The 25422-nt window shown below is 42.8% G+C and carries 29 protein-coding genes, 1 tRNA gene, 1 pseudogene and 1 other annotated feature; of the genes and pseudogenes, 9 read left to right on the top strand and 22 right to left on the bottom strand.

All coding sequences use genetic code 11. The features are described from left to right. Window positions 1-6 precede the first annotated feature (6 nt). The 9 genes from T355_RS0101890 to T355_RS0101850 form a co-directional block, all read right to left on the bottom strand. Window positions 7-2673, bottom strand: a complete 2667-nt coding sequence (locus tag T355_RS0101890; protein WP_027396262.1) for a valine--tRNA ligase — start codon at window positions 2671-2673, stop codon at window positions 7-9. 58 nt (window positions 2674-2731) lie between these two features. Continuing rightward, window positions 2732-2956: a binding site (T-box leader), on the bottom strand. A gap of 29 nt (window positions 2957-2985) precedes the next feature. After that, window positions 2986-3070: transfer RNA gene (locus T355_RS0101885), tRNA-Leu, on the bottom strand. Window positions 3071-3129: 59 nt separating this feature from the next. Then, window positions 3130-4272, bottom strand: a complete 1143-nt coding sequence (locus T355_RS0101880; RefSeq protein ID WP_027396261.1) for a glycerate kinase — start codon at window positions 4270-4272, stop codon at window positions 3130-3132. A 28-nt stretch (window positions 4273-4300) separates the two neighbouring features. Further along, window positions 4301-4726 (bottom strand): YbjN domain-containing protein, encoded by a 426-nt coding sequence (locus tag T355_RS0101875; RefSeq protein ID WP_027396260.1) that lies wholly within the window; start codon window positions 4724-4726, stop codon window positions 4301-4303. A gap of 3 nt (window positions 4727-4729) precedes the next feature. After that, window positions 4730-5212, bottom strand: coding sequence for a DUF523 domain-containing protein (locus T355_RS0101870; RefSeq protein ID WP_027396259.1), 483 nt, complete (start codon window positions 5210-5212; stop codon window positions 4730-4732). Between the two features lie 81 nt (window positions 5213-5293). Continuing rightward, window positions 5294-6694 (bottom strand): NADPH-dependent glutamate synthase, encoded by a 1401-nt coding sequence (gene gltA, locus T355_RS0101865; RefSeq protein ID WP_027396258.1) that lies wholly within the window; start codon window positions 6692-6694, stop codon window positions 5294-5296. A gap of 6 nt (window positions 6695-6700) precedes the next feature. Further along, window positions 6701-7540 (bottom strand): sulfide/dihydroorotate dehydrogenase-like FAD/NAD-binding protein, encoded by an 840-nt coding sequence (locus T355_RS0101860; RefSeq protein ID WP_027396257.1) that lies wholly within the window; start codon window positions 7538-7540, stop codon window positions 6701-6703. Window positions 7541-7561: 21 nt separating this feature from the next. Then, window positions 7562-8314 carry a methylenetetrahydrofolate reductase gene (locus T355_RS0101855; protein WP_419670089.1) on the bottom strand — a complete coding sequence of 251 codons (753 nt, stop codon included), beginning with the start codon at window positions 8312-8314 and terminating at the stop codon, window positions 7562-7564. 18 nt (window positions 8315-8332) lie between these two features. Further along, window positions 8333-10000 (bottom strand): formate--tetrahydrofolate ligase, encoded by a 1668-nt coding sequence (locus T355_RS0101850; protein ID WP_027396255.1) that lies wholly within the window; start codon window positions 9998-10000, stop codon window positions 8333-8335. Window positions 10001-10276: 276 nt separating this feature from the next. On the opposite strand from T355_RS0101850, the gene T355_RS13215 reads away from it, so the two are divergent. Next, window positions 10277-10468, top strand: a complete 192-nt coding sequence (locus T355_RS13215) for a hypothetical protein (protein WP_037329689.1) — start codon at window positions 10277-10279, stop codon at window positions 10466-10468. Window positions 10469-10734: 266 nt separating this feature from the next. On the opposite strand, the gene T355_RS0101840 is transcribed toward T355_RS13215, so the two are convergent. After that, the gene (locus T355_RS0101840; protein ID WP_027396254.1) at window positions 10735-10971 is read right to left on the bottom strand and encodes a hypothetical protein; all 237 of its coding nucleotides are present in this window, start codon (window positions 10969-10971) and stop codon (window positions 10735-10737) included. Window positions 10972-11153: 182 nt separating this feature from the next. Between T355_RS0101840 and T355_RS14595 the strand changes: the two genes are divergently transcribed. The 6 genes from T355_RS14595 to T355_RS0101805 all read left to right on the top strand — a co-directional run bounded on the left by T355_RS14595 (window position 11154) and on the right by T355_RS0101805 (window position 14588). Then, window positions 11154-11528, top strand: a complete 375-nt coding sequence (locus T355_RS14595) for a helix-turn-helix domain-containing protein (protein WP_051555314.1) — start codon at window positions 11154-11156, stop codon at window positions 11526-11528. A 313-nt stretch (window positions 11529-11841) separates the two neighbouring features. Next, on the top strand, window positions 11842-12270 hold the full coding sequence (locus tag T355_RS0101825) for a hypothetical protein (RefSeq protein WP_027396253.1): 429 nt from the start codon (window positions 11842-11844) through the stop codon (window positions 12268-12270). An 88-nt stretch (window positions 12271-12358) separates the two neighbouring features. Continuing rightward, complete coding sequence (locus tag T355_RS13205) at window positions 12359-12544, top strand: hypothetical protein (protein WP_037329688.1); 186 nt, start codon at window positions 12359-12361, stop codon at window positions 12542-12544. A gap of 363 nt (window positions 12545-12907) precedes the next feature. After that, on the top strand, window positions 12908-13795 hold the full coding sequence (locus T355_RS0101815; RefSeq protein ID WP_027396252.1) for an Rpn family recombination-promoting nuclease/putative transposase: 888 nt from the start codon (window positions 12908-12910) through the stop codon (window positions 13793-13795). Between the two features lie 195 nt (window positions 13796-13990). Then, window positions 13991-14254: a type II toxin-antitoxin system HicA family toxin gene (locus tag T355_RS0101810; RefSeq protein WP_027396251.1), complete on the top strand. Its 264-nt coding sequence runs from the start codon at window positions 13991-13993 to the stop codon at window positions 14252-14254. Continuing rightward, the gene (locus T355_RS0101805) at window positions 14244-14588 is read left to right on the top strand and encodes a type II toxin-antitoxin system HicB family antitoxin (RefSeq protein WP_155851650.1); all 345 of its coding nucleotides are present in this window, start codon (window positions 14244-14246) and stop codon (window positions 14586-14588) included. Before T355_RS0101810 ends, T355_RS0101805 begins: the two co-directional genes overlap by 11 nt. 113 nt (window positions 14589-14701) lie before the next feature. On the opposite strand, the gene T355_RS0101800 is transcribed toward T355_RS0101805, so the two are convergent. From T355_RS0101800 to T355_RS0101785, 4 genes are all read right to left on the bottom strand, one after another. Next, entirely contained in the window at window positions 14702-15277 is a 576-nt protein-coding gene (locus tag T355_RS0101800; RefSeq protein WP_027396249.1) for a tetratricopeptide repeat protein, read from the bottom strand. Between the two features lie 118 nt (window positions 15278-15395). Next, the gene (locus tag T355_RS0101795) at window positions 15396-16355 is read right to left on the bottom strand and encodes an OB-fold protein (protein ID WP_027396248.1); all 960 of its coding nucleotides are present in this window, start codon (window positions 16353-16355) and stop codon (window positions 15396-15398) included. Between the two features lie 171 nt (window positions 16356-16526). Further along, a complete protein-coding gene (locus T355_RS0101790; RefSeq protein ID WP_027396247.1) occupies window positions 16527-17012 on the bottom strand; it encodes a hypothetical protein in 486 nt (161 codons plus the stop codon). A 66-nt stretch (window positions 17013-17078) separates the two neighbouring features. Continuing rightward, window positions 17079-17480 (bottom strand): hypothetical protein, encoded by a 402-nt coding sequence (locus T355_RS0101785; protein ID WP_027396246.1) that lies wholly within the window; start codon window positions 17478-17480, stop codon window positions 17079-17081. Between the two features lie 182 nt (window positions 17481-17662). Here T355_RS0101785 and T355_RS13200 point away from each other — a divergent pair, with 182 nt between their 5' ends. Further along, window positions 17663-17998 (top strand): helix-turn-helix domain-containing protein, encoded by a 336-nt coding sequence (locus tag T355_RS13200; RefSeq protein WP_037329686.1) that lies wholly within the window; start codon window positions 17663-17665, stop codon window positions 17996-17998. Window positions 17999-18143: 145 nt separating this feature from the next. On the opposite strand, the gene T355_RS14590 is transcribed toward T355_RS13200, so the two are convergent. Next, window positions 18144-19604, bottom strand: coding sequence for a serine/threonine-protein kinase (locus T355_RS14590; protein ID WP_051555313.1), 1461 nt, complete (start codon window positions 19602-19604; stop codon window positions 18144-18146). 85 nt (window positions 19605-19689) lie between these two features. Here T355_RS14590 and T355_RS0101770 point away from each other — a divergent pair, with 85 nt between their 5' ends. Next, window positions 19690-20118, top strand: coding sequence for a helix-turn-helix domain-containing protein (locus T355_RS0101770; protein WP_027396245.1), 429 nt, complete (start codon window positions 19690-19692; stop codon window positions 20116-20118). A gap of 43 nt (window positions 20119-20161) precedes the next feature. Here the strand turns inward: T355_RS0101770 and folD are convergent, their stop codons facing one another. The 7 genes and pseudogenes from folD to T355_RS15400 form a co-directional block, all read right to left on the bottom strand. Then, window positions 20162-21025 (bottom strand): bifunctional methylenetetrahydrofolate dehydrogenase/methenyltetrahydrofolate cyclohydrolase FolD, encoded by an 864-nt coding sequence (folD, locus tag T355_RS0101765; protein WP_027396244.1) that lies wholly within the window; start codon window positions 21023-21025, stop codon window positions 20162-20164. Window positions 21026-21042: 17 nt separating this feature from the next. Then, window positions 21043-21906 (bottom strand): 4-hydroxybenzoate octaprenyltransferase, encoded by an 864-nt coding sequence (locus tag T355_RS0101760; RefSeq protein ID WP_027396243.1) that lies wholly within the window; start codon window positions 21904-21906, stop codon window positions 21043-21045. 4 nt (window positions 21907-21910) lie between these two features. Further along, window positions 21911-23371, bottom strand: coding sequence for a menaquinone biosynthesis decarboxylase (locus T355_RS0101755; protein WP_027396242.1), 1461 nt, complete (start codon window positions 23369-23371; stop codon window positions 21911-21913). 10 nt (window positions 23372-23381) lie between these two features. Continuing rightward, window positions 23382-24152 (bottom strand): twin-arginine translocase subunit TatC, encoded by a 771-nt coding sequence (gene tatC / locus T355_RS0101750; protein ID WP_037329684.1) that lies wholly within the window; start codon window positions 24150-24152, stop codon window positions 23382-23384. Window positions 24153-24154: 2 nt separating this feature from the next. Continuing rightward, window positions 24155-24358: a twin-arginine translocase TatA/TatE family subunit gene (gene tatA, locus T355_RS0101745; RefSeq protein ID WP_027396240.1), complete on the bottom strand. Its 204-nt coding sequence runs from the start codon at window positions 24356-24358 to the stop codon at window positions 24155-24157. Between the two features lie 133 nt (window positions 24359-24491). Next, window positions 24492-24911 (bottom strand): VanZ family protein, encoded by a 420-nt coding sequence (locus T355_RS0101740; protein WP_027396239.1) that lies wholly within the window; start codon window positions 24909-24911, stop codon window positions 24492-24494. 174 nt (window positions 24912-25085) lie between these two features. Next, a pseudogene (locus T355_RS15400) lies at window positions 25086-25422 on the bottom strand (ATPase); the annotation flags it as partial.

Raw genomic sequence — 25422 nt, 5'->3', positions numbered from 1 at the left:
GACCGGTTACAGCTTAGCCAAATCCTCAAGACGTGCCTTCACAGCATCCATCTTTTCCTGATAACCAGCCAATTTTTCCTTCTCACCAGCAACTACATCAGCAGGAGCCTTTGCAAGGAAGCCCTGATTGGACAGCTTCTTGTCCAGACGAGAAATTTCTTTCTCCAGCTTGGCCATTTCACCATTGAGACGGGCAGTTTCCTTCTCCACATCAATCAGATCCTTCAATGGCAGGAAAATTTCCACACCGTTTACAACACCAGCCATGGCATTTTCCGGCTTTTCAGCTCCAGCCGCCATGTGAGTAACAGGCTCAGCAGAAGCCAAAACAGTAAGATAGCCCTCGTTATCAGCAAACACCTGACGCAAGGATTCATCAGTAAAGTTAAGTACAACCTCACTCTTCTTGCTTGGAGCCGCATTTACCTCCAGGCGGAGAGCACGAATGGTCTTTATAGTCTCCATAATGGTGGTCATGCTGCTTTCACTGGCCTCGTCAATGAGATCAGCAATAGTCTTGTCCTCAGCAGGCCACTGGGATACCATAATGCTCTTGCCCTCATGTGGAATATGCTGCCAAATTTCCTCGGTAATAAATGGCATAAATGGGTGCAACAGACGCAGAGTACGCTCCAATACATAGCCCAATACATACTGGGCAGTCTGACGAGGCTTAACGTTTTCCTTGTCATAAAGACGTGCCTTGGAGAGCTCAATGTACCAGTCGCAGAACTCACTCCAGATAAACTCATAAATCAGACGGCCAGCCTCACCCAGCTCGTACTTCTCCAGATTTTCGGTAACGCCCTGGGCTGTCTTGGCGAAGCGTGACAGAATCCACTTATCTGCCATGGTGTAATCTTCCGCAGCCGGTACAAAGCTCTTGTCAAAGCCTTCCAGATTCATCAGCATGAAACGGGAGGCATTCCACAGCTTGTTGGCAAAATTACGGGCAGATTCAACACGCTCGTTATAAAAGCGCATATCATTACCAGGAGTATTGCCGGTAATCAGCATAAAGCGCAGAGAGTCAGCACCATATTCCTCAATCATTTCCAGTGGATCAATACCATTTCCAAGGGACTTGGACATCTTACGGCCCTGACTATCCCTTACAAGGCCATGGATATAAACAGTCTTAAATGGAATATCCTTGCCAAATTCCAGACCCATCATTACCATACGGGCAACCCAGAAGAAAATAATATCATAACCAGTTACCAGAGTAGCGGTAGGATAAAAATGCTTCAGCTCGGCAGTCTCCTCAGGCCAGCCCATGGTCTCGAATGGCCACAAGCCAGAGGAAAACCAGGTATCCAGTACATCCTCATCCTGACGTACATTCTTGCTGCCGCACTTAGGACACTGGCAAATATCATCACGGGATACAGTGGTCTCACCGCAGTCGTCGCAATACCATGCAGGAATACGATGTCCCCACCACAGCTGACGGGAAATACACCAGTCACGAATATTATCCAGCCACTGGCAATAAATCTTGGTGAAGCGCTCTGGAACGAACTTAATACGGCCATCTCTAACAGCATCAGCTGCTGGCTTTGCCAGAGTATCCATCTTTACAAACCACTGGGTGGAAATCATTGGCTCAATAGTGGAATGACAACGGGAGCAATGACCTACTGCATGCTCATGGTCCTCAATGGAAACCAGAGCGCCAATTTCCTCCAGCTCCTTTACCAGAGCTTTACGGCACTCATAGCGGTCCATGCCCTCATACTTGCCGGCACCTTCCAGCATCTTACCAGTGTTTGACAGAACCTTCACCTGCTCCAGATTGTGACGCAGACCCATCTCATAGTCGTTAGGGTCATGGGCAGGGGTAACCTTTACTGCACCAGTACCAAAGGCAGAATCAACATATTCATCAGCAAAGAGCGGAATTACGCGATTAACAACTGGCAAAATTACATTCTTGCCAACCAAGTCCTTGTAACGCTCATCATCAGGATGAACAGCCACACCAGTATCGCCAAACATTGTCTCTGGACGGGTGGTTGCAACCTCTACATATTTATCTGGCTCGCCTTCCACCTGATAACGAATATGCCACAGATGGCCCTGCTCAGTTTCATGCTCTACCTCAATATCGGAAATAGCGGTATTACAATCAGGACACCAGTTGGTAATGCGGGTACCCTGATAGATAAGACCTTTTTCATAAAGGCTTACGAATACCTCGCGAACAGCCTTGGAGCAGCCCTCATCCATGGTAAAACGCTCTCTGTCCCAATCCAAAGAAGAACCAAGGGAACGAAGCTGGCTCATAATACGGCTGCCAAACTTTTCCTTCCACTGCCATACTCTTTCCAAAAACTTTTCACGGCCCAGCTCATAACGGTTGGTGCCTTCCTCACGAAGAGCCCCCTCAACCTTGGCCTGGGTAGCTATACCAGCATGGTCGCAGCCCGGCATCCAAAGAGTATTATAGCCCTGCATACGGCGCCAGCGGATAAGAATATCCTGAAGAGTATTATCCAAAGCATGGCCCATGTGAAGCTGGCCAGTTACATTAGGAGGCGGAATAACGATGCTGTAAGGCTCCTTCTCCTCGTCTACTACTGCGTGAAACAGCTTGTTTTCTTCCCAATAACCATACCATTTTTTCTCAAAGGATTTTGGGTCATAAACCTTAGGGATATTATTTTCTTCCATATTCATTACCTCCAACATTTTTTGAAATGAGGTGAAAAACAAAAAAGCACTTTCATCCATAAAGGACGAAAGTGCCTGCTTTCGTGGTACCACCTAAATTCCTTAAAATCCAAAAGATTTTAAGCTTCTTTACATAACGCCGTTTCCGCGTCCCGACCTACTATACCTTCAGCCAGGAAACTCCAAAGCTACCTTCTCTGCCGCACACCCGGAAGGCTCTCACCTACCCCTTCCTCTCTTGGGGGCTGCTTTTGCAGATACTCCTCTTCTTCATCGTCTTTAACTTGTCTTAGTTATTTAAATTGTATTTTATGGTGCGGACGAGAGGGGTCGAACCTCCACGCCTTGCGGCACTGGATCCTAAGTCCAGCGCGTCTGCCAGTTCCGCCACGCCCGCAAAAACTTTACTAAGTATATCAATCTTTAGGCTTTTTTGTCAAGACTAGCAGAAAATGCTTAATCTATTTTTATCTTCAGCAACCGCATGGCCTGTTCTACTGTATCAATCATATTCTGCCTTGCATTTTTAGGCTCCATGGCCTCAGAGAGAGATACAACTCCACGCAAAATAGGGAAAAATGCATCTATACCGTGCTCGTTGCAAGCCGTGGCCTCCGGGGTTACACAGCCTGCAAAGGCAAGCACTGGCTTATTGTATTTTTTGGCAATTCGGGCCACACCAACAGGAGCCTTTCCCATTACAGTCTGTCCGTCAAGACGCCCCTCACCAGTAATGACCAAATCCGCCTTGGCTATATGATCTTCCAGCTTGGTTTCTGCCAAAACAATCTCTATACCGGATTCCAAGGTGGCATTTGTATATGTGAGAAAAGCAAAACCCATTCCACCAGCCGCCCCGGCTCCGGGAGCATTAGCATCAGCATGGGAATATTTTTCCTTGGATATACGGGCATAATCCCCCATCCACTTGTCCATTAAAGCTATATCCTCGGGACTGGCCCCCTTCTGTGGACCATAAATTGCACTGCATCCCTTTTCGCCGCAAAGAGGATTAGTTACGTCACAGGCTATGCGGAAGGAACAATCCTTCAACTCTGGCGTAACCTTACTGTCATCAATACGGCAAAGGGTCTTTAAACCCGCTGCTCCAAAAGGAATTGGCTTATCATCTGCATCCAGCATATCATAGCCAAGAGCCTGAAGCATGCCAACACCGCCGTCATTGGTGGCACTGCCCCCAATACCGATTATGAAATGACGGCAACCCTTGTGTATTGCATCCAGTAAAATCTCGCCAACGCCATAGGTGGTGGTATAAAGAGGATTGCGCTCACTATCAGGCACCAAAGTAATGCCTGCAGCAGCAGCCATTTCTACAATGGCTGTTTTCCCGTCAGATAAAATGCCATACTGAGCCCTTATCTTATTTCCCAGAGGGCCAGTTACTTCAACGCTCTGTAGCTTTCCACCCATACCAAGCGTCAATGCCTCCACTGTGCCCTCACCACCATCAGCCAGTGGCAAAACCGTTGTTACTGCCTCAGAATACACCTTCTTAATACCGGTCTCAATAGCCTTACCAGCTTCCAGAGAAGTTAGACTTCCCTTTAATGAGTCAATAGCGATAACAATATTCATGGCTCTCTCCTATGCAGCTCTCACTATATCATTTTACGGCAGACAGAATGTTTTTATATTCCTTGGTAAGATAATTCAGAATGATATTCATCATGGCATTGGCCTGATCCCCATCCATCTTACCATCAGGATTCATCATGCAGCATGTAAGAATCAGGCTGCCATCGTTATCTACAACATATTTAAAAGGCTTCAGCGTAATATTCCAGTTGTTAATAGCCTCATAAACCTTGGCCTTATTTGTGTCATTCACTACACTGCTGGCAATCTGGACCTGCATTACAGAAAAAGCACTTTCATCCACCACAATGATAAACGGAATGTTCTGTCCTTCCACACTGAAGGCAGAGCGAAATACTGATGTCTTCAGCTGATCGTTCATATCCTGGCGGGTGAACATGGTTAAGTTATGACTAGTTAAATACTCCTGAAAAATTTCTGCCTTTTTACTCATCTTTTATGCCTCCCAGTACGTTGCAATTATTCGCTGTAATGTATTTTCATCAAGATCCTTTTCAGAATAGACCTTTACTCCATTCTGTTTTAATAAAGCAGCCGTAACACCTTCTCCATCAATTTTGTTACCACTAAAGCTGCCATCATAAATAACATCCTTACCACAGGATGGGCTGTTCGCCTTTAAAATAGCCACCTGAACTCTGTGCTTTTTCACAATATCCAGAATATTTTTAGCCCCCTGGATAAAATGTGCTGTCACATCTTTCCCATCTTTATTAACTACCTTTGCTGTTCCCTTCAGCACATCACGTCCATCACCATTCTGAAGCTCAGCTGGTGGCCGTGGTATAGGCAAATTACCTGCAGATTCGGGACAGATAGCCGTCAAATAGTGGCTATAACGCATCAGAAGCTCATCGTCATTGGAGCCCCCACTATACTTAACTTTATTTCCTAATAGACACGATGAAACTAAAATCATTTTAAAAATTCAAACCTTATACTTACACAGAAGTGGGCTGATGCAATAACAGCACCAACCCACTGGACCTACACACTTACTTTATTTCTTGCTTTTGAGGTACTCATCAATGGCTGCAGCAGCCTTCTTGCCGGCACCCATTGCCAAAATAACAGTTGCTGCACCTGTAACAATATCGCCACCAGCAAATACGCCTTCCTTGGTAGTAGCACCAGTTTCCTCGTCTGCAATAATATTGCCACGCTTGTTGGTATCCATACCAGGAGTAGTGGATGCCACAATAGGGTTAGGGCCATTACCGATAGCCATAATTACAGTGTCCACATCCAGCTCAAACTCAGAGCCTTCCACAGCCACTGGACGACGACGGCCAGAAGCATCAGGCTCGCCCAGCTCCATGCGGATGCACTTTAAGGATTTAACCCAACCATTTTCATCACCAATGATTTCCACAGGATTATTGAGGAGCTTAAAGTCAATACCCTCCTCCTTGGCGTGATGAACCTCCTCAGCACGGGCTGGAAGCTCAGCCTCACTGCGACGATATACAATATAAACCTTATCAGCACCCAAGCGCAAAGAAGTACGGGCTGCATCCATGGCAACATTACCGCCGCCTACTACAGCCACCTTCTTGCCCATGGCAATTGGAGTTGCATGATTTGGGAAATCGTAAGCCTTCATGAGGTTGCAACGGGTAAGGAACTCATTGGAGGAATATACACCATTGAGGCTTTCACCCGGAATATTCATAAAATGAGGAAGGCCAGCACCAGTACCAACGAATACAGCATCAAAGCCCATCTCATCCATCAGCTCATCTACAGTAAAGAGACGACCGGCAATGGAGTTAACCTCAATGGTAACACCCATCTTCTGAAGATTATCAATCTCACGCTTAACGATTTTGTCCTTAGGGAGACGGAACTCCGGAATTCCATAGGACAGTACACCGCCAGCCACATGAAGTGCTTCAAAAATAGTAACCTTGTAGCCCTTGCGAGCCAAATCACCAGCACAAGTCAGACCAGAAGGACCAGCTCCAATGATGGCCACCTTCTGGGCATCAGGAGCAAACTCAATAGGCTTAACCTCTTCGTTTTTATCCAGCTGATAATCAGCCACAAAACGCTCCAAACGGCCGATAGCCACGGATTCACCCTTATGAGTAAGGACACAGTTCTTCTCGCACTGATTTTCCTGTGGGCATACACGACCACAAACTGCTGGCAGGGAACTGGACTCCTTGATAATGCTGATAGCACTGTCAAAATCTCTTTCCTTGATTTTGCCGATAAAGGCAGGAATATCAATACCTACAGGACAGCCAGGACGGCACTGGGGATTCTTGCAGCCGAGACAACGGTTGGCCTCAGCCACGGCAGTTTCCTCATCATAGCCCAAAGCTACCTCCTGAAAATTATGAGCGCGAACCTGTGGGTCCTGCTCCGGCATTTTATGCTTTTCCAATACAAGAGCCATTACCAATTACCTCCCAAGACCGATATTGCAAACATGATCCTTAGCCTTTGCTTCCTGTTCGCGGAACATACGGCCACGGGACATGAGATTATTGAAATCTACCAGATGACCATCAAACTCAGGGCCATCAACACAAGCGAACTTCATCTCGTCACCCACCTGCACGCGACAGCCACCGCACATACCAGTACCATCAACCATTACAGGGTTCAAGGAAACGATAGTCTTAATTCCCAGCGGACGGGTAGCATCGCAGACGCTCTTCATCATAATGCCAGGGCCAATAGCAGTAACCTGGTCAATCTTCTCCCCACGGTCCACCAGCTGCTGAAGTGCAGTAGTAACAAAGCCCTTCACACCATAAGAGCCATCATCAGTAGCAATAATAACCTCATCGGAAATAGCTCTCATCTTGTCCTCAAAAATCAGAATATCCTTGGTCTTGGCACCCATAATGGAAATAACCTTGTTGCCAGCCTCATGCATAGCACGGGCAATAGGATAAACAGGGGCAACACCAATACCGCCACCAATGCACACAACGGTTCCCATATTACCATCAATTTCAGAAGGCTGTCCCAAAGGACCAGCAAAGTCCACAATGGAATCCCCCTCATTAAGGGCACTGAGCTGCATGGTGGAAGCACCAAGAACCTGGAAAATCAAGGTAATGGTACCCTTTTCCACATCAAAGTCAGCAATGGTAAGAGGAATACGCTCCCCCTTCTCATCTACACGCAATACGATAAACTGGCCGGCCTTTGCCTTTTTAGCCACTCTTGGAGCCTCAATATCCATGTGGAAAATACCAGGAGACAGCTCCTTTTTGTACATAATCTTAAACATTGTCTACTCTCCTTAATACACTTAACCTAAAACACCCTGGAGATAAGCTTCCAGATTACTCTTAATAGGCATGAGATAAAGATTTGCATCCCTTTCCTCAGCAAACTTCAATGCTTTCTTGGAAAACTCAATGCTCCATTCCAAAGTAGGCTGGAATCCTTTAGGGAAAATTACATTATTCTTAAGCTCCCAATAACTCTGGGAACGCTCGGACATAACAGGGGATACACCCCAATACACATTCTGCCCCTCCAGCATATCCGCATACATTTCCATAAAACGTATGTCAAAGAAAGGCTGGGTAAAGAAGCCAACGGCTCCCGCCTGCAGCTTGCGCTGAATGCGATAAAGCTCCTGGCGCATGCTTCCACGGTACTGGTCAATACCAGCATAAACCTTAACCTCTGGCATCTCCTGATGGAACTTGGAAATAACATCGGTGGTAACAGTAGGATAAAATTTATGGCTCATATCCTGAGGCGGATCACCTTCAATAACCAGCACCTCAGTGATACCACTCTGACGAAGCTCAGGCCGCATGGAAAGTGGCTGTGATAAATCCACATCAATAGCTCTGATGTGTGGCATTACCGCCGGAAAATACTCCTGGGCAATAGCCGCCCCCTGCCAGCTTCTCATATCAAATCTCAGCAGGTCAGGAATATTAATCAGCTCCACCCCTGGAGCATTCTTCTTAACTATCTGCAAATCATCCCGCAGACCATCTTCGCTGCGGGGAATGAGTTCAACGGAAATTCTCCCCAATTCTTTCACTTCTTTTCGATTAAAACTTTAGAACAAACCAGTAATTTTACCATTTACATCTATGTCCATATTCTCAGCCGCCGGCTTTTTAGGAAGTCCCGGCATAGTGAGAATATCTCCTGTAAGTGCCACGATAAAGCCTGCTCCCGCAGAAATACGAAGCTCCTTGACGGTAATCTTAAAATTCTTAGGACGGCCCAGCTTGGTTGGGTCATCAGACAGAGAATACTGTGTCTTGGCCATACATACAGGCATCTTATCCAGCCCAAGCTCTTCAATTTCCTTCAGCTGCTTCATGGCAGGGCCAGTGAATACAACACCATCGCCGCCGTAAACGCGCTTAACGATGGCCTCAATTTTCTCTGGAATGGACTGCTCCACCTCATAGGTGAAGTTGAAATTATTAGGCTTTTCAGTAGCTGCCAGCACCTTTTCAGCGAGGGCAATACCGCCTTCGCCACCCTTGGCCCAAACCTCGGAAAGGGCTACCTCAGCACCAAGCTCGTTGCATTTCTTCTCAACGAAGTCCAGCTCCTCCTTGGTATCCGTAGGGAAAGCATTAATAGCCACCACAGCAGGAAGGCCAAAGGCCTTAACAGTTTCAATATGCTTAATAAGATTTTCAAGACCCTTTTCCAAAGCGGACATATCAACCTTGCCCAGCTCTGTCTTAGGCAGACCGCCATGCATCTTCAAAGCACGGACAGTAGCTACAATAACCACTGCAGAAGGCTTCAGACCAGCAAAACGGCATTTTATATCCAGGAATTTCTCAGCACCAAGGTCAGCACCAAAGCCTGCCTCAGTTACAACTATATCTGCGAATTTAAGAGCGAATTTAGTTGCCATGACGGAGTTACAGCCATGGGCAATATTGGCGAAAGGACCGCCGTGAATAAGAGCTGGTGTCCCTTCAAGAGTCTGTACCAAATTAGGCTTAATGGCATCCTTAAAGAGCAGTGTCAATGCACCGGTTACATTCAGCTCATCAGCCCGAACAGCACGGCCATCACGGGTATATGCCACCACAATCTGACCAAGGCGCTTCTTCATGTCCTCCAAATCAGTGGCCAAACACAAAATAGCCATCATTTCAGAGGCCACAGTAATATCAAAGCCAGTCTCACGGGGAACGCCATGGGCCTTGCCCCCCATGCCGATTACCACATGACGGAGAGCACGGTCATTCAAGTCCAGTACACGCTTCCAGGCAACACGGCGAACATCGATATCCAGAGCATTACCCTGCTGGATATGATTATCAATAACCGCCGCCAGCAAATTGTGGGCTGTGGTAATAGCGTGGAAATCACCAGTGAAATGAAGATTAATATCCTCCATAGGAACCACCTGGGCATAACCACCGCCTGCAGCACCACCCTTTAAGCCAAAGCATGGGCCAAGGGAAGGCTCACGAAGAGCAACAGCAATGTTCTTCCCCATCTTATGGAAGGCATCTGCCAAACCAACACTGGTGGTAGTCTTTCCTTCTCCTGCTGGAGTAGGATTAATTGCGGTAACCAAAATCAGCTTGCCATCCTCGTTTGCCTTTACCTTGTTCCAGGCATCCAGAGAAATCTTAGCCTTATATTTGCCATACATCTCCAAATCATCTTCAGCAATGTTCAGGGACTTGGCCACCTGGGCTATAGGCTGCATTTTAGCTTCCTGGGCAATCTCAACATCAGTTTTCATTTAGCATCCTCCTAAAATCCAATCCAACTATCGCTCACATTAACTTTGTGTAAAGTTACACTAAAATATTATACTATAAATGAAACACCATGCCAACAAAGAGAATTCCATATAGAAAACAATATCATAGATAGCTTATTCTCCCATTTAGTTGACTTTTGATACCATCAATGATATTATTAAAATGATATTCACATATATAAAAATTTAGCTTTTTATGTATATCCAAAAATGGTATAATCTTATAAAAGATAACTTACGGAAAGCGTGATGTATATGAGCCTTGAACTTAAACTTATGGAATCCTATAATGATGGTCTCTCCAAGGGCATTATCAAGGGTGAGAATGCTGCAAATCGTCGTACGGCCATGCGTATGCTGAGAGCTGAGGAGCCTATTGAGAAAATTGTCAAGTACACCAGCCTTACTGAGGAAGAAATTCAGGTATTGGTTGGCCAGGTTCGTTAATCTGACAACTATTAATAATGTAATGTAAACATAAAATGCCAGGAAGTTAGCTTTAGCTATGCTCCCTGGCATTTTTGTATTTGTACATCGATATTACTTATTCAATTATAACGCCATTGTTCAAATTTTTCTTCTTTAGAAGAAAAATCTTCCAATTAGCGTTTCAACGAGCTGGGAGATATGCTCACCAGCTGTTGTAGTTTGTTTTCCCCCACCTAAAGAGGAAGGGGACATCTTAAAGCTCGTTATAATACTACAATTGATTATTAATCACGGATGGAGGCATCTTCTTCCCTTTCCCGTGACTTCAAAATATTTAGCGAAGTTGCACGGCTTAAGCCTACAACATTCATCAATATAGTAATTTGCTTTTCCTTGTCAACATCCATCAAATTTAAGACATCTAATGTCCCCTCAATCTTACCACTAACATATCCTTGCCATCGTTCCCTGTTTAATATATCTTTGATACTAGCCTTCACGTCTTCAGGTATTCCAGACATTTTTTCACCTCACATTTCTATATTTTTCTCTAGCAGATTTAAATTTCCTACATTTGCATAACGGGAAAAAACTATGTTTTAATTATATGCCGTACAAGTAAAATTTTCAATAATAAAATTAACTTAAATAGTATTTATTTTAATTTATTTGAACATTATACTGACGAACAGGAGGCGAAAAAATGTCACGTTTTAAAGAATTACGCAAAAAAGCCGGCTTAACTCAAGATGAACTAATTAATAAATTTAACATAGAATATGGCAGGAAATATACTCCTGCTGCCATCTCACAGTTTGAAAACGACAAGAGAATCCCAGAGACAAATGCTCTGATAGATTTTGCAAATTTTTTTGGCGTTACGATTGACTATTTACTAGGGATAGATTCGGTGGGTCGCTTTCCGGAGGATATATCCGTGGAGGAAATCGCTTTAATTAAAGCCTATCGCCAGGCACCGGAGCACATCACTAAAGCTATTCAAAGTATACTGGAACCATATAATAATTGGTATATTATTAGTACTAACAACGAAACAGTTGCAGAAGAAAATAAATAAAACAGCTCAATCGACATTCATTGCTCCCCTGTATTTGGGAAAAAGAGGGCTTGCCCATGTACCATGACTTGGTACAAAGGGCAATCCCTCTTTTAATTTGCTTTATTATTGTAAAAAATGTCTAAGTCCATGCCAGCGGAATTAGGCCCAATATCCTTATCAATCACAAAACGTGACATCCTATTCTCCTCCTAAACATAAGTATATAAAAAGAAATAAATCTCATTTAAGTTTAATGCAGTCTTGTAGTATTAACTCAAATGGTATATACTCTTTTTTGTAGATATATACTTTAACAGAAAGGATGATTTTTATGAGTTGTCACGAAATAGGCAGAGGTGTAGATGTAATAATGCGTCAGGTACTGGACATGTATGATGAGGGTAAAATATCAAAAGAGGCCGCTTTGGAAATGGTGAAGAAATTTCCTAAGGCCGTTCACTGGTGCGATGGAAATGAAGATGAAGCACAACGTACTTTAACCTTAACACACTGTGCTGCATGTTTGCACAAATACGAAGAAGATGACGAAATCATGTGTGTTGATGTATTGGATTCTCGCAGCTATGATATTAATATTTCAGAATTCCGCATTATAGACGCTTGGTATGAAAGTATGGAAAAAAACGATTTTAACGGCCGCTCACTGTGCAGATCCTGCTTTAATAAATTTTTCGATTCACTTATCGCTACCGATGATATGAAGAAACTTCTTGAGGCCTATTCTAAACATGAAGCTTAAAAATGTACCTTATAAAGTAGATATTCAAAGACGCAGGAATTTACTTATTACTATTATTTGATTGAGTATTAAATGGAGAAGAATAAAAATGAGTGAGCGACTTAACTATCTCAGATACCAAATGGCCATCAGAGAATATATATTAGAAGGTCGAGCAGAAATGGCCGAGGAAATTGCATTAAATATGTTCCGTGACAATAAGCCGATGGAGGAAATCACCAAATATACCGGCATCTCAGCTGAAAGGATTCAGGAACTGTCCCAGGAACTCTAATGCTTTACCGCAAAAGACTTATCCCGTCTGATTGGCTGCATAGCCGCCAATCAGACGGGATTTTTGTATTGACCATAGTCTATCTATATCATATATCATCTTCATGGATATAGTTTCTTCAATATACTGTTGCTCTTCTGCTAAATACGCCTAATGCTACTTATTCTTAATATATCATCGTAATATTGTAAATTATCAAAATTATTTTAATAAATTTTAAAAATAGTCTTTGATTAATTCTTATTGTCGTTTTATTATATTAATAGAATCTAGCGACCTACCTTAACATTACCTAATCCCAACAGTTTCTACCCTAATAAACTTTTTCATGTTATAATTTATTTGACGCAAAGGAGATTCACCATGAAAGACCAGCGTTCTGTTGCACAGCAACAAGTTGAAAACGACATCGCCAACAAGATATACAATCCCATGAATGATGTCCTTTTCAAGTTCATCTTCGGCAAAGATGAGAGGAAGAATATCACCATTGATTTACTGAACGCCATACTAAACCGCACTGGCAAACAGGCTATCAAGGATATTCAGTTCAAAAATAGTGAAATTGTTCCGTACTATGAAGATGACAAGCTTACTCGTCTCGATATTTTCTGTATTACAGAAGACGAAACCAAGATTGACGTAGAAGTTCAGCTGATCAATAAAAAGGACATGGAGCGACGTAGTCTGTTTTACTGGTCACAGATGTATCTGATGGGGTTAAACAAGGGAGATGACTATATCACTCTCAATCCAGCCATAACCATAAACATCCTGGGACATAAAATCTTCCCTAATGAGCCACTTCATTCAATGTATAGTATTTATAACATTGAAACTGGTCGCCGGCTAAATGAGGATTTGGAGCTGCATTTTCTTGAAATACCAAAATTCCAGAAAAAGCCTATTGGTGAAATGACCCGTATGGAACGGTGGCTGGCATACTTCTCAAACAAGCTAGATACTGAGGAAATGGAGGAACTTGTTATGAGTGACGCTACTATAAAAAAGGCCGTCAATGACACTGACATCTTTATGATGGATTTCGAAGAACGGCTCAAATACATAAATCGTCAAATGGCCATTATGGACTACAATACCGATATGCGTGTATCCCGCGAAGAAGGCCGCGAGGAAATGGCAAATAATATAGCCCTTGCCATGCTCAAAAAAAATGAACCTATTGAAAAAATAGCCGAATATACAGGCCTCACAACTGAACGCATTCAAGAGTTGGCCAAGGAAATTTAAATTTTTTACACCAAAAACTTATCCCGCCTGACAGGTGGCTCAAAGCCACCGGCAGACGGGATTTTTTCTCCTCTCTTGCACCTTGCTGGAATACTATTAACTAAAATGAATATCTGTTGGGTTAGAATAGAATAGATACTGTCTATCATTGTCATTCACATTGACAATAGTATCAAATAATAGTACCATTTACATATGAATAAGAAAAATATTGCTACACTTAACGATATATTTTTCAACCCTGTAAAAGCTGGTATTAAATGGTCTGATATCGAAGCGTTATTTATATCTCTAGGTGCCACCATTACCGAGGGAAACGGTTCACGGGTAAGGGTACTTTTAAATGGAGAACGCGCTGTTTTCCACCGACCCCATCCCGAAAATACTACTGATAAAGGAGCAGTAAAAGCTGTTAGGCGTTTTTTAAAAAATTCGGGGGTGAATAATTATGATGTATAAGGGCTATATTGGAAAAGCCGCTTTTGATGAAGAACAGCATATTTTTGCTGGTGAAGTTATTAATACCAGAACAGTTATTACCTTCCAAGGAGAGTCAGTAAAAGAGCTTGAAGCTGAGTTCAAAGCCTCTGTTGATGATTATTTAGAATGGTGTAAAGCTGATGGGGTTGATCCAGAAAAACCTTTCTCTGGTAAAATCAATGTTCGATTTCAACCAGAGCTCCATCGCCGTGCCTCGATTGCAGCCAAGCTGCAGGGCATATCATTAAACACATTTATTGCTGATGCCGTCAATGAAAAAATTGGTAGAGTTGCTGCTCAAGCTGGCTTATAAATTCATTTTATATTGTCTTTAAAAGACACATCCCGTCTGACAGGTAGCGTAATGCCACCAGCAGACGGGATTTTTAGGTTCGTCACAGAGATTTTTTCACAGACTCTTCAGAACTAATCTTTCGTCATTTCATAGGCCAGTTGATAGGACTCCCATTGTTTAGGCTTCTTTTCTGCAAATGCCAAACCTTCTTCAGCAGCCTTCCTATACCACATTAAAGCTTTTTCCTTGTCTTGATTCTCTCCACTTGCATACTCATTTCCAAGAACAAACATGGCATAGGTGCCTCCAGCCTCTGCAGCCTTTTGATACCATTTCAAGGCTTCATTTTTATCCTGCTCCACACCGAATTTCCCATGTTCGTAAGCATAACCCCGTCGTGTCATATCATATATGTCATTTTCATTCGTTTGCGCCAAAACATCCATAATAATTCCGTCCCAAAGTCCGCCACCTATCATCGCCCCACCAATAATAAAGGATGGTCCAATCGTAACCTTCTCTGCTACCTGGCGATACAAGTCCATGGCTTTCGTCTTATCCTGCTCAACTCCTTTGCCAGACTCATAGGAACGGGCCAACAAAAGAACAGCCTTAAGATTTCCGGCACATGCATCTTCATATTTTTCTGCTTTTAATGCACGTCTGGCCAAAGTATATAAGTTTTCTAGCCTAACCCCGTCTTCCATAATTATATTTGCACCAGCAAAATTATTTGGACACGGAGGCCAGATTATTCATATAACTATTATGAGGTATCTATTTTAACATTCCATAAAGTAGATTGCTCTATCTTTATAACTTTTCTCATTCGAACCTATCGACGTCAACATAATACCCTGCTATTTCTCCTACGTCCGTTATTTTTCCATACACGACTGTGGTTTTATTAATATTCAAGTTATAGATAGCTGATTTTGCTTCTTTACTCTCAGGAAAGCAGTTAATAAATGAGTGTGGCAAAGAAAAATTTTTATCCCCTACATCTACTCCAACCTGAATAACTTTTCCATTAGATTCAATATTCATGACTTTGCCGCCAATAATTTTAACATATTTTCCAGTATATAAATTATTGGCACGTGCTGGATTATTTTTGAGATCATTGTACAAATCCCACACTCTTACTTCAGAATATTTATTTCTTTCAGCTTCTTCCGCTTTTAATCGCAGTTCTTCCGCTGTTACTCGCTTTTTTTCCTCATTTTTCTGCCAAGCTATCCACTCCTCATATTCGGCTTGGTCATCATATCTTTGTTGAAGATCTTTTAAAGCATTGTCTCTCGCAAAAATTTCATTTGTATATTTTGCATATACTCGATACCTGTCCTCAACAAATTTTTTGGATTCTTCATCAAGATTGTTCATTTTGTCAATATTTTCTTTATTTATTTCGAGATAGTAAAGAGCTGTCTCTTTTCTCGATATTTCATCCTCGGACTTTAGTACATCCAATTTATAGATATCATCAAACATAGCTCTATCTTCTGTGGAAAGGGCTGCTATTTCGCGGTCTAAGTTTTCATTGGTAGTTTTTTTACTGCCGGATATTACGACCATATACGATAATGAAAAGCATAGTACAAATATTCCAATAGCCTTCATTGAAGTTAATTGTTTCTTGTGTAAAATTTCATAGTCAGCATTTTCATTTTGTGACATACCTTTTGTCTTTATCTTGTAGTAAATAAACGCACATATACTTACTGGGATTCCTATTAAAGAGACTAATGCCAATAAACCTGCTATAATTACAACCAAATTCATATAACTACCCCCATTTACATAGTTATTATAGATTGCCTTAAAGCTTTCAATAGTGGCCATTAATGGATTGCTTCATAGAATAACATTTCTCTTAGCCTTGTACTGCCTTTATGACTGATTTTTTTCCATTTGGTAAAATGCCCCTCTATTTTGTATGTAGAGGGGCATATTTTAGATTTTTTCATAAAATTCATCATTAAAAACTTTACGTCCATAGAATTTCATCTTATATGCAAGGTAAAAAGCAGTTTCACCCGCTGGCATAAAAACGCTCGTTTCAGCCCAGCTTCCACTAGGTGGTAAAAATCTCCAACCATCTTTACCAGTCGTATCAAAATACATTTCTCTTAAATCCCAATTATAAAAGAATCGTGCTTGTCTTACGCCTGTTATTTTACCTTCTCCTCCGTTATAAAAGTCGTTTACGTTATTATATGCGCTAGATGCAGTTATGATGTTTACACTGATAATATACTGAGGTGGATTATATTTTTCTACATTTAGCGTTGTACGGTCAACATACCATGCTGATCCCATGTGACCATCACATAAAATCAAGTTTCTATTACCATTAAGGTAAGTAGGATAATTTGCACTGGCCATAGCTGCAAATGACAATAACAACAAACTTAAAATCATTAATACTATTTTTTTCAAAGTAATTCCTCCTCTGTATAATACTTCTACTAATATTTTTTCAATATATTATTAAATCTTACCAAATTATATTGGTTTACCGTAAGGTACCCTGTAATGTTTATTTATATATGATACTAAATTTTTTTCAACTGGATGTGTGGTAAAAAAATCGTACATAGTACGCAATGTATATAAATACTCTCCATCGCGTTGCATCGAAAGGACTTGATTATAACTTATGCTGTAATGTGTTGTCTCATAATCATCGGCATTAGGGATTACTATTTTTACATAACAATCATATCTATCCCCACCATCATAGCCTGATGATTCTTTAATACTTCCTGTCATGAGATAAGCCGTGTTTCCATCAGAATATTCGCCAAGGTAAAAATCAGATGCTTCGATATGGGATTGGAATCCAATAACAAAAAGCATGAAGGTTAAGAAAAAGAATAATTTTCTTACGTTAGATAAGTATTTCATTTTTTCATCTCCCTTATAAAATAATAATTGTGTTGCTTCACGCTCTAAGTAACTTTAACTCACTATTTCAACATTAATTATCAAAAATCCTGCTTTAGTATAAAGAATATTTTAACTTAAAATCACGGCTTTTTCATACGACAAATAATCCCTATACTTATTTAAGTAAGGAGTGATTTCGTATGGATATTACAGCGTCCCGGCTGCGGGAGCTTCGAAAAATAAAGCAGCTTTCCCAGGAAGATGTGGCCAAATATCTTGGTATCACTCGAACAGCCTATAACAAGTATGAAAGTGGCGACATCAAACCTGTACGAAAGCTAAATGAACTGGCTGTCCTATTTAATGTCAGTGTCGATTACCTGCTTGGCCGTGAGGAATCAACACTTGAAAGCAAGGTACGGGAAGTATCTCCCCATATTAGCGGGCAGCTCCGAAAGTATCTTGATTTAAGCGAATCCGGCAAGGATATTGTGGATATTACCCTTAATGCCGTGTATGAGCAGGAAAACCACTAATAATGGGTAGAGAGACCTCATCCGTCAGCCTATAAGGCTGACACCTTCCCCATAGGGGAAGGCTACAAACTGTGTTCAACGAAATTATACAAAATGTCCCAGCAGGGTTTGTTTACCCGCTGGGACAATTTTTTATAGCCACTATTTATTTTTCCAGTTCAAAATCCATTTCTGCTTTTTCACCAAAAAGCATCTGATCTCCCGAGGCATATAATTGGAAATGCATTTCCTGTCTTCGCCTCTCCTTATGCAGGGCAGGCAATCTGAACTCATTCAGTGGAACCACAAATACACAGCTTTCACCCGGTGCCAAAGTATTTCCATAATAGTCCTTTGACTCTCCCCCCACACCATCTGTGGTCCATACACTAAGATGGGGATTTTCCCACGGCTTATTGCTCTTATTTTCCACAGTGACCCGTACTTCCCAGTCATTTGGATAAGAGTCATCCCAATTTTTCCATATATTAGGGGGAATTGTAAAAAACGTCCCCCAATCATTTCTTGGTTTATCAAATCTATCCGTCCACTCCCCCTGCCGTTCACCATTAAAATAATACTTGGCATAAACAGCATTTTGGCCTGTTGTCTCATTATCAGCTTTTTCTTTCTTTGGCGCTGAGTTATTCTCTGGGGTGTTTGGCTTATTCTCAGCTGGTACAGGGCCATTTTCCTGTGATGGAACCTTATCCTTTTCAACCTCAGGTGTCTTTTCCTCTACGGGAGGAAGAGGCACCTTTTCTTTTACTTCCTCCATGATTTCTTCCACTGCTGGAGGAATGATTTTTTCTTGATAGGAATGCTGCCCGTTAGACCATATTACAAGCACAACCACCATGGATGCTGCCACAATTCCTGCCACCTTTAGCAGCTTGTTCCGTCTATGATAGAGCAAATCATTCTTTAGTTCTGCAACGGATTGGTAACGACTGCGTGCATCCACTTCGGTGCATTTTTGCAGTATTGGGCTTAGCCAGCCATTATAATTCTCTCCCAGCATCTCCTTAAAGGTGATACCCAAGGAATAAATATCACTGCGCTGATCCGTCTGACCATATCCGTATTGCTCCGGAGGTGCGTACCCCTTAGTTCCCAACAAACGGGTATCTTCCCTTTGATCCTCCTTTACAGTACGGGCAGCATCATAATCTATGAGCCTGACAAAGTCATGCCCGCCAACAGCCTGCAAAATTATATTGGACGGCTTGATATCCCGATGAATTATTCCCGCATTATGGAGCATAATTAGGCCGTCACAAAGCTGTAATAGCAGCTCTTTTGCCCTTGCCTCCGTCAAATACCTCTTGTTTGCCAGCAGCTCCTCAAAGGACTCCCCGTTTATAAATTCCTCCACCACGATGGTTGAGGCTTCATCCTCTGCACAGTATATAACCTCCGGCCACAGGGATTTGCCCATTGCCTTAAGGGACGAATAGGGCAGATTAGCCAGCCTAATATATTTTATAACCACAAAACTGCCTGTGCTGTCGGCAGCCAGCCATACCTCTGCCTTCTCTGTCCGGTGGAGCAGACGCACTTTTTCATATTTACTTTGTATAAATTCCTCCGCCAGCTGTATGGCGGTTTTGGAGTTGTCCTGCCCCATAATACCACCTTGCTTTATTTGCTAAAGTATATTATCATACCCACATAGATTAATATAATAATACATCATTTCTGTTGGAGGGGCCATGAAAAATAAAACTACTGCCAGTCTGGAGCATGAACTAAGCGAATCAAAGCGGGTTGAAGATTACCTGACTACCAATAATTCCGAGCTTGTTAATCAAACCTTGAGTGAGCATCTGGAGGAGCTTATAAAAGAAAAAGGGCTAAACAAAGCCCTCATAATTGAACAATCCGGTCTGGATAAGGTATATGCCTATCACATTTTCGCGGGCCGTAAAAATACCTCCCGAAATAAAATATTGGCACTGGCCATTGCCATGGGACTGACACCAGATGAAACACAACACCTCTTATATTATGCAAAGGTCGAAAGGCTCTATGTGCGCAACAGCTGGGATAGTGTAATATGGCATGCCCTGGAAAATAAGCTTTCCGTATTGGAAACAAATCTCTTATTGGATAAGCTTGGAGAAACGAAGCTTCTGGATTAAACTAAAACCTCCCTCAGCCAAACTGAAGGAGGTTTTTTATTGCTTATTTATTTAACTGCAGCTCAGCTGCATCTACTGTATTCTGCATCAGCATAGCGATGGTGAGCAGACCTACACCGCCTGGAACTGGGGTGATGGCACCAGCGACTTCCTTAACTGCGTCAAAATCCACATCCCCCACCAGCTTTTTAGGTGCGATGCGGTTTATACCCACATCGATTACGGTGGCTCCCGGCTTAATCATGTCCGCAGTGACAAACCTTGGCTTGCCCACGGCGGCAACCACGATATCAGCTTCCTTTACCACCTCTGCCAGATTCTTAGTACGGGAATGACAGATGGTAACGGTGGCATTTTTGCCCAAAAGCAGGTGGAGCATTGGCTTGCCCACAATATTGCTGCGGCCAATAACCACAGCCTTGGCTCCCTCCATAGGAATCTCAGCCAGCTCCAGCATACGGATACAGCCATGTGGTGTACACGGTACGAGAGCCTTCTGACCGGTTACCAGACGACCCACATTAACAGGGTGGAAGCCATCTACATCCTTCAATGGGTTAATTGCCTCCAGCACCTCGGACTCATAAGGCTGCAAAGCCTTAGGAAGTGGAAGCTGAACCAAAATACCATGAATTTTAGGGTCATTGTTAAGACGGTTGATTTCAGCAAGAAGCTCCTCGCGGGTAGTGGTTTCAGGCATTTCCACGCCCTCGGAATAAAAGCCCAGCTCAGTACAGGCCTTGTGCTTATTCCTCACATAAACCTGGGAAGCGGGATTTTCCCCTACAATAATAACTGCCAATCCAGGAGTAACGCCATATTTCTCCTTTAGCTGAGCAGCCCTCTTGCCTGCCTCCTCACGGATTTTAGCCGCAAAAAACTTGCCTTCCAATAATCTTACCGTCATAACTTACACTCCCAATCTTACTTCAAAAATACACTGGCCAAGGTAAAGAAAAACATGGCCACAGATACTATGCCATTTCGCATGTAATACTCTCTTGTAAAGGCACCAAAGCCCTTGATAGCAATCAGGCGGTGCTGGTAATAAAGCACAGCCGCAGAAACTACCACGCCCAAATAATAAATAGCCCCCAGCTCAAAGAGAGTACCCATATAAACGAATATCCCAAGGCACACCACATGGGTTAGCTTAGCCAAAAGCAGGGCATTCTTGGCCCCAATAGCTGTAGCCATGGAATGAAGGCCGTGGGCCTTATCAAATTCCTCATCCTGGGCACCATATACCACATCAAAGCCCCCTATCCAGAGAGCCACTGCCACGAACAGAACGATCATAGGCCAGTCAATGGTGCCTGTAACCGCTACCCAGCCCCCGGCAGGCGCCATGGCCACTGCAATACCACACACGTAGTGGCAAAAACAGGTTATGCGCTTCATATATGGATAAACTATAAATGGCAATGCCGCCACCGGCAGCAACTTAATGCAGATTGGATCCAGCTGCAACACGGAAAATATCAGCACTGCAAAGCAAATGGCCACCAACAGATAAATATCCTTTTTATTGAGCTGGCCAGCCACCATTGGACGTCCCTTAAATCGTGGCTGGTCCACATCGTATTTCAGATCAATAAGGTTATCCAGTGCCAAGGCCGCACTGCGAGCCGCCACAATGGTAAGGGTAATCCAAACCATTATCATAATATCCGGCTTGCCATCAGCAGCCAGAAAAGCCGCCATATATGCAAAGGGAAGGGAAAATACAGTTTGATAGAATGCCACATTGTTCAAATGAGCATCCATCTTCTGCCAAAAACTATTCATACTGTCAGTCAAGTCCAAGCTCCTTCCACTTTGAGTCCACCAAATCCTTTATATCCTGGGTCATTTCAATTTCATCAGGCCACTCACGGGTATGACCTTCCTCCGGCCAGGATTTGGTAGCATCAATGCCCACCTTAGTACCCCATTTTGCCATAGGAGAGGAATGGTCAAGAACATCAAGAGGACCCTCTACCATTACCAAATCACGCTTGGCATCGATGTTATTGAATACGCGCCACCATACTTCCTTTGGATTCTGCACGTCAACATGGGCATCCACTACAATAATCATCTTTATGAACATCATCTGTCCCATTCCCCACAGGGCATTCATAACCTTCTTGGCCTGCATAGGATAGGTTTTCTTGATGGATACGAAAATACAGTCGTGGAATACGCCCTCCAATGGCATATTTATGTCGATAATCTCCGGAATCGCCTGCTGAAGAAGTGGCAGGAAAATACGCTCCGTGGCCTTTGCCAGGAAGCAGTCCTCCATAGGAGGCTTGCCCACAATAGTGGACGGATAAATAGGGTTCTTTCTATGGGTAATGCAAGTGATATGGAATACAGGGTAATAATCTGCCAGGGAATAATAGCCCGTATGGTCACCAAATGGTCCCTCCCAACGGGTTTCATCCACATCTACATAGCCCTCCAGAATAATCTCTGCGTGGGCAGGAACCTCTACATCAACGGTTTTGCACTTTACCATTTCCACGCCCTTGTGACGGAGGAAGCCAGCAAATACCATTTCATCAATATCACGAGGAAGTGGAGCTGTTGCAGCATAGGTTACCACAGGATCAGTACCGATGGCTACTGCCACCTCCATACGCTGCGCCCCCATAGCCTTGGTGTCACGGTAGTTGTCCGCGCCGTTTTTATGGATATGCCAGTGCATACCAGTGGTTTTACTGTCGTACTTCTGAAGGCGGTACATACCCACATTCCGCTTTCCCGTATTTGGATTCTTGGTAAAAATCAACGGCAAGGTAATGAAGCGACCACCATCCTGAGGCCAGCACTTCAAAATCGGGAACTTGTCCAGAGATGGATTATCGGTGATAACCACTTCCTGACAAGGTGCCTTCTTCACATACTTAGGGAAATTAATAGCGCCCTTGGCAGTTGGAATTATGCTGAGCAAATCCATTTTATGGGAAACGGAAATGTAAGGGAGACGCAGGATTTCCCTCAGCTCATCCGCTATATCATCCAGTTTTTCCACACCAAAGGCAATAGCCATACGCTCCATGCTGCCAAAAGCATTCATGAGCACCGGCATATCGTAGCCCTTTACATTCTCAAAGAGCAGAGCGACATTTTTCTCCCCTTCCATTTTGGATACCCGGTCCGTTATCTCTGTGATTTCCAGCTCACAGTCCACCTCAGTCTTAATACGCTTCAGCAAACCGCGGCTCTCCAATTCAGCAATAAACTCCCGTAAATCCTTAAAAGCCATGCTTAGCCTCCTACTTTCTCAAAACAAATCTTACAACCAAATAACTCAATCCATAGAGTACCGTCAGTGGCAGCGCCAAAGTGATCTGAGACACTATATCCGGCGGTGTCAGCAGGGCACCAATAATGAAAGAAACAAAAAATACATACCTGAAATACTTTTTGAGCTGTTGGGAAGTTACCAGCCCAATGGCCGCCATAATTATAATAATCAATGGCAACTCAAAGGCCAGCCCAAAGGGCAGCAGGAATGTAATTATAAAATCAAGATACTTCTCAATGGAAAACAGTGGCGATAAATCCTCTGAACCCATCCCCATAAAGAATTTTATTCCAATAGGAACTATGAGGAAAAATGAAAAGGCCAGTCCAGCATAAAACAACATAATGGAGCTTGGGACCATGATTCCCAGCACCATCCGCTCCCGCCTGGTAAAGGCCGGCACAAAAAAACGCCAGATTTCATAAAAAACCACCGGAGTAGCTAATAGAAATCCGGAAAACAATACCACCTTTGCATAGGAAAAAAAGGCCTCGCCGGGATGCATAAAATATAGTTTTCCCGCCGGTGCCAGCAAAAACTGCATTATTTCCTCATCAAAGGCATAGGTTATACAGCTTCCCAACAGGACCGCCACAACGCAGCGAATAAGACGCCGTCTCAGCTCTGTGAGATGGTCAATAATGGACATTTCATCATCATTCTCCGGGCTGGTGATTTCCTCATTTTCAGCCATGCCCTCTGATTCAATATCCTCTAACTTTTCTTCATCTGCACTCATAATTATGCTTCATCCTTGGATTTTTCTTTAGACTCAGCAGTAATATTGATAGTATCCTTATCATCACTGCTGCTCTGTGCAGACTTAAATTCCTTAATGCTCTTGCCAAAGGCCTTGCCAATATCAGGCAATTTGCCAGGTCCAAAAATAACAAGACCAATAATTAAAATTAAAATAAGCTCTGGTACGCCAAATCCACCAAACATAAGATATCCTCCGTATACTTAACACAAAATTTCACCTTAAATTATACATAGGTATAGTAAAAATCTCAATAGCACATACAATACAAAAAAGTTCGGAGAATGCCGAACCATCAACATACTCCGAACCTTATTCTTAATCTAACCGTCTATCCAGCTTTATAAATCTGGCAATTACATAGCCCAATACAGCTCCCATATCATTGAGCAGGATATCTTCAATATCACAGTGCCGTCCAACCACCAATGGCTTGGTCCCCTCATCAATCACAGAGAAAACAATAGCCAGAGCCAGGGCTAACCACATCTTCCGCCCAGCCAAAACCTGCCAGCCACAAATCATCAACACCAAAACCAGATATAATACAACATGGGCCGTCTTTCTTACAACACCATGAAGCCACTCTACATTTACCCCCAATAGCTTAGCCAGCCACACCGTAAACCCATGACTGGTATTAAAGGTGTCCGGCCCATTCTGATGGGAAAGAAAAAACATCAACCCCAGCCACAATATGGTCAAGACGCACCAAGTTATTTTTTTCTTAAAAAGCATTAATTATAAATCCTTTCTATTCAATGGTAGAATGCTAAACTTCATCTTCCACCAACAAAACATTTTCATCTGCTGCCACCTTCAGTAGCTCTTCTGTAAAACCGTAGAAAGAAAATGACGTAGCAGAAAATTCTTCATAAGAATACAATAGCAGTCTGACAACAGATAGGCGTGTCAGTAACACTCACTTTCTAATAAGAAATCTATAATATTTACATTTTTTATGCCTTCATAATCCTTGATATATATCTTATCCATAGTTAATAGTACCTTTTCATAAGCATCGGGAATAGCCCGCAATGGTTTCAACTCCCTTTCTCTAGTGGTATCATCCAAAACAGAGGCCGATACCTGAAAATACACCTTTCTCTCTGCCTTACTGGCAACAAAGTCCACCTCCAAAGTTCCAACTTTGCCAACAGACACATGATAGCCACGGCGCAACAACTCCAAATATACGATATTTTCCAGCACCCGGCCATAATCAGCCTGTTTAAAATCTAAAAGGGCA

Origin of the sequence: Anaerovibrio lipolyticus LB2005, from assembly GCF_000621545.1 — a bacterium.
GTDB lineage: Bacteria > Bacillota > Negativicutes > Selenomonadales > Selenomonadaceae > Anaerovibrio > Anaerovibrio lipolyticus_A.
Note: the sequence above shows the minus strand (reverse complement) of the source record. Positions and strands in the feature narration are given on the sequence as shown.